This is a genomic window from Thetidibacter halocola, from assembly GCF_018224955.1.
GTDB classification, from domain to species: domain Bacteria; phylum Pseudomonadota; class Alphaproteobacteria; order Rhodobacterales; family Rhodobacteraceae; genus Thetidibacter; species Thetidibacter halocola.
The window spans coordinates 211,067-223,302 of sequence record NZ_JAGTUU010000002.1; the positions used below are offsets into that span (position 1 = coordinate 211,067).

Consider the following 12,236-nt stretch of genomic DNA (forward strand, 5'->3'; position numbering starts at 1 on the left):
ATTGGACGAGGTCAGGGTCTTTCCCTCTGCCCCGGCGGACAGCGCGCCCGCGGCCCTTGCGGCGGAGTTGCGCCGAACCTGTGCCGACAAGGGTTTCAGCCCCTACCTGCTGGTCGATGCCTCGCGCTCGCCGGCGACCCGCTTTGTCATCGAGACGATGACCGACCATGCGCTGTGCCTGTTCGACGGCGAGGCCTTTGACGACCTGGCCGAGGTGGCACCCTGGCTGGTGCCGCTGACGCTGGACGCCCGCGACGACGTCTATGACTGGTTCATGGCCGAGGGCTACGGCAACGACTGGGGCGTCTTCGTGCTGGCCGGGGCCGAGGCGCGCAAGGTCAAGACGACGCTCAAGCGATCTCTCAAGGTCGTCGACGAGGACGGCAACGAATTGTATTTCAAGTATTATCGCCCTTCGGTCTTCAACACCTACCTGCCCGCGATGGAGCCGGACCAGGCATCCTTCATCCTGCGTGGGATCGAACAGGTCTGGGCCGAGGACCCCGACGACCCCGCCCGCCTGCGCCGTTACGCGATCCGCGAGGGCACGTTGCGCCGCGCGGACCTGGGACTGACGGTGGAGGGCGAGACGTGACGCCCTGCCATGCAATCAAGTTGAAAGGACAGGATCATGCCGGCCATGCCCGTTTGCCTTCTGGGTGACCTGCATGTCTGCCCGATCGTCATGCCCAACGGTGTGCCGCATCTGGGTGGACCGGTCACCAATCCCGGCCAGGCCATCGTTCGGGTGACGGGCCGTCCGGTGGCGGTGGTGACCGGGCAGACGATCTGCACCGGCGTGCCCTGTCCCGACCCGATGGTGAAGGGCTCGCTGATCGTGCGCATCATGGGGCTGCCGGTGATGCGGGTAACCGACCTGACCTCTCACGGCGGCCAGATGACGACCGGCAGCCCCATCGTCCGGTCCGACTGAGACGCCCGGATCGGTTCAAATACAGCGAAAATGCAACAAAACGTAGACGGCAGAGGCAATCCCGCGGATTCAACTTGCTTGACCTAGGGTCATACGGCGAAGACTGAACCAATTTATCGGAGGGTGAGTTATGTCTGCTGGAATTACCAAGGCCCTGTCCCTCGCAACTGTGGCCGCGATGCTGGGAACGACCGCGCTGGTCGGCGTGACGGGGATGGCCCAGGCGCAGGACTGGAACGTTGTGGGCGGTGGCGACTGGAACGTCGCGGGCAACTGGAACCCGGCGGTCGTGCCCGACTCTAGCCTTTCGACGGTCGATCTGGTGAGCAATGGCGGTTCCGGCAACATCGACCTTGGCGGCGGATCCTTCGATGTCGGAACGCTCGACGTGAACGGCGACTATCGGATCGTGAACGGGCAGCTTACCCTGTTCAACCCGGTGAACGTCAACGTCCAGACCACTCAGCCGTTCTTTTCCAATACCGTGGCTCTTGTCCTGGGCGCGGACGTCTTCCTGACCTCTGCCACCGACAACATCTCGAACGCGACGATCAGCGGGGCCGGGTTCAATACCCTGAGGGTCGGGACGACCGCCGGCACGCTGACGATGAACGGCGTAATGCAAGATGGCGGCACCACTCTGAATGTGCTGGTGCAGACCGGCACGGTGAGGACGACGGCGGTCAACACGTATACGGGTGGGACAGGCGTCCTGACAGGCGCGACTCTGATCCAGAACGGAACCATCGGCGATGTGACGGTCAATGCTGGCGCCTCCATGACCAACAATGGAACTGCCGGCGCCGTCACGACCAGCGGATCGGTTCTCAATGCCGGAACGATGGCATCGGTGATCGTGAATGGCGACACGACGATCGTTGGCCCGACGGGCGAGATCACCGGTTCCAGCACGGTCAACAACGGATCGCTGCGCAACCTCGGCACGGTGGCCGGGGTGGACGTGCAGCCCTTGGGCACTTTTGACAACCGGAATGTGGCCGGCGACGTGACCAACCAGGGCACGGTCACGAATTCCGGCGCCATCGCGTCGCTGATCCAGAACGGCGCCACGGCGACCACGTCTGTCGGCGATGCCGGGCAGATCACCGGCGCATCGACGATCAATGGCGGGACGCTGACGAACTTTGGATCGGTGGGCGACGTTTCCGTTGCGGCCGGGGCGTCGTTCTCGCAGAATCTCGGCGCCGACGCGCTTGCCAGCGCCGGCAACGTGACCAATTCCGGCACCGTCTCGGCGGCAGGCACGCTTGCCTCGCTGACCCAGGACGCCGGTCTGACCGTGATCCGCACGAACGGCGAGGTGACCGGGTCCAGCACGGTCAATGCCGGAACCATGCTGAACCGCGGGACGGTCGCCGACGTGGCTGTCGCATCTGGTGCCGTCCTGTTCAACCGGAACACCGCGGGCGACGTGACCAACTCCGGTACTGTGCGGAATTCGGGCGCGATGGACTCGCTGTCGCAAAGCGGCGCGACGGCAATGACCGAAGTCGAGGACGGCGGCCAGATTACCGGCACCTCTGCCATCGACGGCGGCCTGCTCACCAACTTCGGCGCCGTCGGGGCGGTGTCCGTGGCTTCAGGGGCGCGCTTCAACCAGCGCCTCGGCGGGGATGCGGCCGCCAGCGCGGGTGCCGTATCGAACAGCGGACTGGTCAGTGTCGAGGGCACGATCGCCTCTCTGACTCAGGCAGCAGGGCAGACAACCGTTCTTGCGGCCGGTCAGATCACCGGCGCGTCGGACGTGAACGGCGGCGCGCTGATCAATGCGGGCCAGGTCGCTTCGGTCGATGTCGCGGCGGGCGCCCAATTCACTAACCAGGCGCTGGCGAATGCCGGTCAGGTCCAGAACGCGGGTCTTGTGACCAACGCCGGCACCATCGCCACGCTCAGCCAGTCCGGGTCTGCCCTGGCGTTTACTCTGAACACCGGCACGATCAATGGCGCGACCGCCACGATCGACAGCGGCACCCTGCGCAACTTCGGCACCGTGACGGACGTTGACCTTGCCTCGGGAACGATCCTGCTCAACGAGGCAGGGGGCGCTGCCGACGCCGTGACCAATGACGGTGGCGCGGTCACGAATTCCGGTATCATCGACTCGCTGACGCAACTGGCTGGAACCACGAAGGTCAACGTCGGCGGATCGATCACCAATGCAACCGTCATCGACGGCGGCACCCTGTCCAACTTCGGCACGCTGTCGTCGGTCGACCTTGCGACCGGCACGCTGTTTTCCAACTTCGGCGCGGCGGGCCTGGTCACGAATGCCGGCGGGACAATGAACAACGCGGGCGTCGTCGCGGCCTTGTCGCAAAGCGCGGGCTCTAGCATCGTCCTGGCTGGCGCATCGATCACCGGCGCGTCACTGGTCAACGGTGGCCTGCTGACGAACCTGGGCACCGTCGACACCGTCGATGTCGGCATCTCGGGAGAGTTCCGGAATGCCACGGGCGCGACCGCCAGCAACGTGACCAACGCGGGCACGCTGGTCAACTCTGGAATGATGACGGGCACGCTGGTTCAGTCCTTGGGCAGTGCTTCGGTCACGCCGACAGGCGTCATCATCGGCAGTGTGACGATCAACGGCGGGGCGTTGTCCAATGCCGGCACCACGGGCGCCATCGCGCTCGACTTCGGCACGACGCTGGACCAGACCGGCACATCCGGAGCGATCGACAACAACGGCACGGCGACGCTGGGATCCGGGGCCACGGTGAACGGCAACCTGACGAATGCCGGAACGGCAAGCCTCACCGGGGCGACGGTGAACGGCCTGATCTCGAACACTGGCCTGCTGGCCCTGTCGGGAACGACAGTGACCGGCAATGTCAGCAACTCGGGGACCGCGTCCTTTGCCGGGTCGACGCTGGGCGGCAACCTGACCTCGACCACGGCGATCGATATCCTGGCCGGCACGACGAGCGTCGCGGGCAACCTGACCAGCCCCGTGTCGCTTGACATGGGCGATGGCAGCCCGACCGGCATCCTGAACGTCGCCGGGAACTCGACCACGAACGGGTCGATCACCATCGACCTGAACCAGACCACCGGCGCGACGGACCTGATCAACGTGGGTGCATTCGCCAGCGGGACGGCCACGCTGAACGTCGTGGCCGCTCCGTCCACGAACCCGACTGCGGCGGATATCACCGTCCTGACTTTCGGCGACGCGACCAGCGATGTGGCCCTGACCTTCAACGACGTGAACAGCTCGTTCTCGACCTCGTCGACGCTGCTGACCGCGCTGGTCAAGGATCCGAACGCCTATGTCCTGAAGAAATTCGAGAACCCCGCCATCGGCGCGCTGACCAGTGGCGTGGTCCTGACCCAGTCGTTGATCGGCACGGTGGTCAACCGACCGTCCTCGGCCTTTGTCACGCCGCTGGCCAATACCGAGGACGATCCCTGCTCGACCGGCACCTGGGCAAGGGCAACGGGCGGCGCGGCGGAACTCAAGGGGTCGACGACGAACAGCCTGGGCGACACCTACCGGACAGAGCTGGACGCGGATTACGCCGGCTTCCAGATGGGCATCGACCGGTCCTGCTTCGATGGCTATTACAACGGTTACGACATCACCATCGGTGCGATGGCGGGCTTCAACAACGGCAAGACCTCGCAGCCGGTGTTTCGCTATGACATCGCGACCAACACGATGGACTACGACACCGTCACCTCGGTCACGGATACCGAGTTCGAGCAGGCCTATGGCGGTGTCTACCTGACCGCAGCGCGCGACGGCTGGTTCGGCGACCTTCAGTATCGCTTCGAGAGCACGACCTACGACGTCGAGAACACTGCCCGCGGTGCCGCGGCGCCGCTGGGCCTGCTCAAGCAGAAATACAAGAGCACCGGCCACACGGTCAGCGGCACGCTGGGCTACCAGTATGTCCTGAGCGAGGCCGCCGGTATCTACATGGTGCCGCAGGGCGGTTTCTCCTTCAGCCGGCTGAAGGTGGATCCGATCGGCTTCCAGAACGGCGGCACGCTCAAGATCGAGGACATAACCCAGAAGATCGCCTTCGGCTCGCTCCTTCTGGGCAAGCAGCAGGTGCTGCCCAGCGGCACGGCGGCGCTCAACTATTTCGGCGTGGCGACCGTCTACAAGGACTTCACCGACGAGATCAAGTCGACCTACACGCAGGGCACGCGCAAGCTGACCTCGACCAACAGCACGCTCGACACGTTCGGAGAGGTCAGCCTTGGCGTGAACTACACCCGCATCCTCGATGACGGGTCGGCCTTGCCGGCGCGTCAGCTGGATATCACCGGCCGTGTCGACAGCCGGTTCAGCGATCGCCTGGACAGCTGGGGTCTGACGGCCCAGGTCCGGCTGCAATTCTGAGGCAGTCCTGCCTTTCGGGCCGGTGACGCTTGACCGCGCACCGGCCTGCCCGCAAGAATGAAGCCAGAAGGGCGCGTTTGCGCCTCGCTTTGCGTGAATTCTTTTCTGAAGGGCGGTTGAGGGCGAATGTCTTGGTATAGCAAGGTTGCCTGGAAAGAAGGCCTGTTCCTGCAACCGCACCACCTGCAACAGGCGGACCGCTATCACGAGCAGCTGCTGCGCATGCGCACGGCGCAGATTTCGCCTTATCCGTGGGGTGTGTCGAACCTGGCCTTCGACCGCGACCTTGCCCAGCAGGGCCGCATCGGGTTGCGCTCTGTCACGGGAATCATGCCCGACGGGATGCCTTTCGACGCGCCCAACGCCACGCCCCTGCCCACCCCGGTGCCGGTGCCCGAGGATACCGCAGCGGGGCTTGGGATCTGGCTGACCCTGCCCGATATCACCATCAACCAGCAGGACGTGGCCGCGCCGGGCGCCGACGCGGCGACCCGCTACCTGCTGGGGATGGAGACGGTGCGCGACAATGCCAGCGAGGCGCAGAACGAGCAGCGGATCGAGATCGCGACCCCCCGGCTGGAACTGTCGCTGCGCCACGATGCCAAGCCTGGCTACCAGAACATCTACCTCGGGGCGATCGCCGACATGCGTGATGGCGTCGTGACCCTGAACGAGACCGTGCCGCCCACAGGTCTGGTCCTGGGCGTGCATCCGGCCTACCAGGGCTACCTGACCCGCATCATCGGCTGGATGGAGGTCAAGCTGAAGGCGCTTGCGCGCTACGCCTCCGACCCCAGTTCCGGCGGCGGGATGCAGGCGACCGACTACCTGATGCTGATGGTCTTGAATCGCGAATTGCCGGTGCTGCGCCACCTTGCGCGGCAGGGCGCGGTGCATCCCGAACGGCTGTACGAGAAACTCATCGGCCTGGCTGGTGAGCTCACAACCTTCGACCAGGGCGACCGGCAGGCCAAGGATTACGGCGGCTACCGGCATGACGACCCCAAGGGGACCTTCGTCAACCTGGTGCTAGACATCCAGTCGCTTCTGGCGATCGAGGTCGGCCGCGCCGTGCGCCTGCCGCTGGAGGAAAAGAAGGCCAACAGCTATGTCGCGCTGGTCAATGACCGCAGCCTGTTTGCCAGCGCCAGCTTCGTGGTCGAGGTCAGTTCGGGCCTGCCGCTGACCCAGGTGCAAAGCCAGTTCCCGCAATTGTGCAAGGTCGGCCCCAGCACGCGGATGCGCCAGATCATCCAGGCGAACCTGCCGGGCGTGCCGCTGGTCCACCTGCCCAACCCACCGCGGCAGATCCGGGTGATCTCGTCCAACGTCTATTTCCTTCTCGACAAGTCCACCGAGCTCTGGCGCGAATTCTCGACCGCGCCGGCGGTGGGTATGCATTTCGCAGGCAACTGGCCTGACCTGAAGCTCGAATTGTGGGCGATACCGGAGACGGGATGATGTCCGACGACGACGACAAGACAGTCTTCGGTCAGGCGCTGCCACCGCAGCCGCCAAAGCCCGGTGCCGGTCAGGGCAAGCCCGCGCAGGGCGGCGACAACGAAAAGACGGTCTTCGGCCAGGCCCTGCCTCAACCGCCCCGTCAGGCCGCACCGCCTCCGCCTCCGTCAAGACAGCCTGCGCCACCGCCGGCCGCCCCCTATCCGCCGCGCGTCGCGCAATCGGGCGCGCCGCCGCCACCGCCGCAGCATCGCGCGCCCCCGGTGGGCCAACAACCGCCGCTGCAACGCCCGCCGCACCAGGCGGACCCTTGGGGTACACCCCCTGACGAGGATACCTGGCTGGGCGGCAAGATGCCCACCCAGCCGCAACCGCCCCGCCCGACGCAGCAACCTGCGCCGCCGCCACCATCCGGCTACAGTCCGGCACCACAGCCGCCCGCCTATCCCCAGCCGACGCCGCCGCCGCGCACCGACTATCGCGCCAATGCCTACCGCCCCGAAACCGGCCATCGCGGCCCCGAGATGTTCCCCGAGATCCCGCGCCCCGACCAGGCGCAGGCGCCCCGCGCGGCACACCGCAAGATCCCGCTGGCCGACGCGCTGCGCGCCACGGGCTTGGGACAGGGCGGCTCGTCTAACCCGCTGGTCGCGTCCGCCGCCAACCTGATGATCCTGCTCGGCCGGTTGCGCACCGGCCTGGTCGAAATGCAGAGCGCGCCGCTGCTGAACCACGTCGCCCGCGAACTGGACCTGTTCGAGCGTAATGCGCTCGAGGCCGGGGTGCCGCAGCCGGACGTGATCGACGCGAAATACGCGCTGGCTGCCACGGCCGACGACATCGTGCAGAACCTGCCCGGCGTGGATCGCGGCATGTGGCTGGAATACTCGATGGGCGCGCGCTTCTTCAACGACCGGAACGCGGGCGTCGGCTTCTTCCAGCGGATGGATGCCGCGATGAAGGCGCCGGGGCAGAAATTCCACCTTCTGGAACTGATGCTGACCTGTCTGAGCCTTGGCTTCGAGGGGCAGTATCGCGCGATGCATGACGGCTCGATCCAGCTGGCGCGCATCCGCACCGCGATCTACGAGACGCTGCGCCGCGTGGTGGGTCGCCCGGATGATGATATCTCGGTGCACTGGACGCCGGTGATCTTTCGCGGCAAGCGCCGCCGTGGCGGGCCGCCGGTCTGGGCCGTGGGGGCGATCGGCGCGGCGATGGCGGTGGCGCTTTTTGCCACGCTGTCCACCCTTCTGTCCTCGCAAAGCAGCGAGTCGACCCAGCGCATCGCGCTGATGCATTCGGGTCTGCCGCCGCTGGCGATGGAACCGGCCGCGCCCGTCCTGCGCAGTGTCGAGCCCAAGACGACGCAGATCGACCGGCTGCGCGCCGCGCTCGAGGCGCCGATCGGCGAGGGGTCTCTGGCCCTCGACGTGCGCAAGGAATGGATCGCGATCCGCGTCAGCGAGGCATTCCGCTTTGCCAGCGGCCGGGCCGAACTGCGCGAGGATGCGACGCCGCTGTTGCAGGAAATCGCCGCCGCCGTGGATGCGGAACAGGGACCGGTGCGGGTTGTGGGTCATTCCGACGGCGACGGCTGTTGCCGCTCGGGTCCATTCCGGTCGAATGAACAGCTGTCCGAGGGCCGGGCCAAGACCGTGTCGGACCTGCTGGGCGGCATGATCACTGATGCCAGCCGCCTGTCGGTCGAGGGCAAGGGTTTCTCCGAGCCGGTGGTCACGCCGGAAACCTCGCCGGCCGACAAGGCGCAGAACCGCCGCGTCGAAGTCATGATCCAGCGGGAGGAATAGGATGCGCTCGATCCTCGTGGACCTTCCGATGGGCGCGATCCGCAGGGCGTTCCGGAACCTCTGGGTGAGGCGAATCTTCCTGGTCCTCACAGTGATCGGCCTGGTCGCCGCGATCTGGTTCGGCTTCGAGATGACGGGCATGTCCTGGCTGATCGGCTTCTGGACGCGGGTCATCACCATCGCCGTGCTGCTGACGCTTCTGGTGCTGTATTACGGCCTGCGCTGGCGGGCGCGGCGCCGCGCGGCCGCCGATCTCGAAGACAGCCTGATGCCGAAACGCACGGGCGATGGCGTCGTTCTGGCCGAACGCTTTGAACAGGCACTGGCCAAGTTGAAGAAATCGGGCGGCAAGACCTATCTCTATGACCTGCCGTGGTATGTCATCATCGGCCCGCCCGGCGCGGGCAAGACCACGGCGCTGCGGTTCTCCGGGGTCGAGTTTCCGGGGCAGGAGCAACTGCCCGACCACGGAAACGGCTTTGGCGGCACGCGCAATGTCGACTGGTGGTTCGCCGAGGATGCGGTGCTGATCGACACCGCCGGACGCTATGTCACGCAGGACAGCGACGCCGAGGCGGACAAGGCAAGCTGGACCGCCTTTCTCGACCTGCTGAAAAAGGGTCGTCCCGACCAGCCAATCAACGGCGTGATCCTCGCCTTTTCGGTCGAGGACATGATGAGCGGCACGCCCGAGACGCTGGCCGCCCATGCCGAGACGGTCCGAGCCCGCCTGGCCGAGATCCACGAGACGCTGCGCATCGATTTCCCGGTCTATGTCCTGTTCACCAAGGCCGACCTGATCTCGGGCTTCCGCGAGTATTTCGCCAGCTTCAACCAGACCCGCCGCAACGGCGTCTGGGGTGTCACCTTTCAGACCCGCGACCGCAAGGAACAGACCCACGACAAGGTGCAGGCGGAATTCGACACGCTTCTCAGCCGCCTGTCCGACGAGGTGATCGACCGGCTGTCCGAGGAACCCGACGCGATCAGCCGCATCGCGATCTTCGGCCTGCCGGGACAGATGGCGATGCTGCGCGACGGGGTGTCGGATTTCCTGCGGCGCGTGTTCGAACCCACGCGCTACAAGACGAACGCGATCCTGCGCGGCTTCTACTTCACGTCCGGAACCCAAGAGGGCAATCCGATCGACCAGGTGCTGGGCGCGATGGCCCGAGACACGGGCGGAGCGCCGGGCTTCCAGCCGGATTTCATGTCCGGCAAGGGCAAGAGTTTCTTCCTGCGCGACCTGCTGCAAAAGGTGATCTTCGCCGAGCGCGACTGGGTCAATTACGACCGCGGCGCGGTACGGCGCATGACCATCCTGCGCACGCTGGCGCTGACCGTGATCGGGGTGACGACGGCGGGCGCGATGGGCGCCTTCGGCTACAGCTTCTGGCAAAACGCGAACCTTGTCCGCGCGGCCGAAGCCCATGCGGCGGTCTATCTCGACGGCGCGCGCAACGTGCTGTCGGAATCGCTCATCACCGATCCCGATCCGACCCCGGTCCTGGATCACCTCGCCGCGCTGCGCGGCATTCCCGGCGGGCGCGACAACCCGCAGCCGCGCACCGTGTGGGAAAGCTTTGGCCTGTCGCGTCATGCCGAGGTCGCTGCCGCCGCCGAGGCCGCCTATTCCGACGCGCTGGAGCGCCTGCTGCGGCCGAGGATGATGTTGCTCCTGCAGCAGGACATCCCGCAGCTGATCGCCGATGACAACGTGGCCAGCGCCTACCAGGCGCTCAAGGTCTACCTGCTGCTGGGCGGGCAGGGGCCGGCGGGGCGCGGCGACGAGGAAATCGCCGCCTATTTCGACTCTGTCTGGCGCGACCAGCTGGGCGGCTCGGGCCGGTTCGAGGACCGCGAGGCGCTGAAACGGCACGTGGCCGCCATGCTCGAGATGGACGGCGAACGCCGCCTGACCGTGATCCCCGAGGAACAGGTCGTGCGCCGCGCACGGCAGGCCATCGCCGACCTGTCTCTCGAGGAACAGGCCTGGGCCGCGCTCCAGTCGGGGGTGGCGACGTCCGGCATCGAATCCTTCAACGTGGTTGAGCGCGTCGGCGGGCAGGTGCGCGCGGTGTTCCGCACCAACGACGGCAGCGACCTTGGCACGCTCGAGGTGCCGGCGCTGTTCACCTATCTCGGATACTGGGGCTATTTCGTGAACGAGATGGCCGCCGCGCGAGAGCGGCTCCAGGACGATCAATGGGTGCTGGGCGAGGTCGCCGAACAGGCCAGCTATGAGCAGCAGTTGGCCGATCTCGAAAACGCGCTTTTCCGGCGCTACCGCTTGCAATTCAAGACCGAGTGGGACGCGATGTTCGCGCGTCTGGACATGGCGCGGATGTCGGCGGATGCACCCGCCTTTGACGTTCTGGGCTTTGCCTCGGCCGATTTCAACTCGCCCCTGCTCAAGCTGGTCGAGGCGGTCGACAGCGAAACCCGCATGACCCGTCTCTACGATCAGCTTGCCGCCATGACGCCCGAAGATGCGGCGCGGCTGATGGCGGCAGGGCAGGGTGCCGGCAGCCTTTCAGGCAACCTTGGCGACGCAGCCTTTCAGCGGCTTTATGCGCGGTCGGGCGTGTTCCAGCGCGTCGCACTGGATTTCGTCGCCAACAGCACGGGCGGCAAGAACGAGGCCCGCGCCGGTGCCGCGGGCGCGCTGCGCGAGGATGTCGACCGCCGCCGGGCCGAGCTCATCACCGGCGATTTCGCGTTGTGGCACCTGCAATTGCAGGGCGAGATCGGCCAGCGTCCAGTCGACCAGATCATCGCCGCGCTGGATTCGATCCGCGAGAACCGCGTGACATCTTCCTTTGCCTCGACGCCTGCGGACGACACGATCCTGAACCAGGCGCTGGCCGCGCTGACGCGAAACAACGGCAGCCGGCCGGGGCCGCTGGCGCAGATGCTGAACGCGGTCGAGGGTGAATTCCGCGCCGCTGCCAACGACGCCACCATGGTCGAGCTGAACCAGAAACTGGTCGAGACGGTGACGCTGTTCTGCCGCGACAACATCAAGCCCTTCTTTCCCTTCAGCCAGTCCAACACGCACTTGTCGCCGTCGATCTTCGGCCAGTTCTTTGCCCCCGGTGGGCTGATGGATCAGTATTACTCCGAGAACCTGCAACCGCATGTGCTGCGCACTGCAGACGGGCTTGCGCCAGACCCGGCCAGCCCGCTGGGCCCGCGCATCAACCGCAGCACGCTGCGCCAGTTCGACCGTGCGCAGCGCATCCAGCAGGCCTTCTTTGCCAGCGGCTCGGCCGAGCCAAAGGTGCAGATGTCGATCCAGCACCTGTCCTCGTCGCCTTCGGTCAACCTCGCCACCCTCGTCATTCACGGAGAGCGCATCATCACCCAGCCCAACAGCACACCGGCCAAGTTCACCTGGCCCGGCGGCACCTCGGGCGTGGCGATCGAACTGACCACAAGCAATTTCCTCGAAGCGCCGCCACGGATGGAATTCTCGCGCGGGCGCTGGGACATCGTGACCTTCCTCCAGGACGGGCGGCCACGCGGCAAGAACGTGCTGGACGTGACGAAATCGGTGCAGGGCGCGTCGATCACCTACCGGTTCGAATTCGACAGCCCGACCATCCCCTTCCTGATGACCGAGTTGCGGGAGTTCAACTGCCCGGACTCGCTGGAGTGAGCC

Annotated in this window: 6 protein-coding genes; all 6 read left to right on the forward strand. The window is 66.1% G+C overall.

Going from position 1 to position 12,236, the window contains the following annotated elements; genetic code table 11:
• The first annotated feature begins 1 nt into the window (after nucleotide 1).
• The 6 genes from KB874_RS05275 to tssM all read left to right on the forward strand — a co-directional run bounded on the left by KB874_RS05275 (nucleotide 2) and on the right by tssM (nucleotide 12,233).
• The gene (locus tag KB874_RS05275; RefSeq protein WP_212535512.1) at nucleotides 2-595 is read left to right on the forward strand and encodes a DUF4123 domain-containing protein; all 594 of its coding nucleotides are present in this window, start codon (nucleotides 2-4) and stop codon (nucleotides 593-595) included.
• Nucleotides 596-631: 36 nt separating this feature from the next.
• A complete protein-coding gene (locus KB874_RS05280) occupies nucleotides 632-934 on the forward strand; it encodes a PAAR domain-containing protein (RefSeq protein WP_212535513.1) in 303 nt (100 codons plus the stop codon).
• Nucleotides 935-1,064: 130 nt separating this feature from the next.
• Nucleotides 1,065-5,303: a hypothetical protein gene (locus tag KB874_RS05285; RefSeq protein WP_212535514.1), complete on the forward strand. Its 4,239-nt coding sequence runs from the start codon at nucleotides 1,065-1,067 to the stop codon at nucleotides 5,301-5,303.
• Between the two features lie 126 nt (nucleotides 5,304-5,429).
• Nucleotides 5,430-6,764, forward strand: a complete 1,335-nt coding sequence (gene tssK, locus KB874_RS05290) for a type VI secretion system baseplate subunit TssK (protein WP_212535515.1) — start codon at nucleotides 5,430-5,432, stop codon at nucleotides 6,762-6,764.
• Nucleotides 6,764-8,575, forward strand: coding sequence for a type IVB secretion system protein IcmH/DotU (icmH, locus tag KB874_RS05295; protein ID WP_249200283.1), 1,812 nt, complete (start codon nucleotides 6,764-6,766; stop codon nucleotides 8,573-8,575). The genes tssK and icmH overlap by 1 nt, the downstream gene beginning before the upstream one ends.
• Nucleotide 8,576: 1 nt before the next feature.
• Nucleotides 8,577-12,233, forward strand: a complete 3,657-nt coding sequence (gene tssM, locus KB874_RS05300; RefSeq protein ID WP_212535517.1) for a type VI secretion system membrane subunit TssM — start codon at nucleotides 8,577-8,579, stop codon at nucleotides 12,231-12,233.
• The last annotated feature ends 3 nt before the right edge of the window (nucleotides 12,234-12,236 follow it).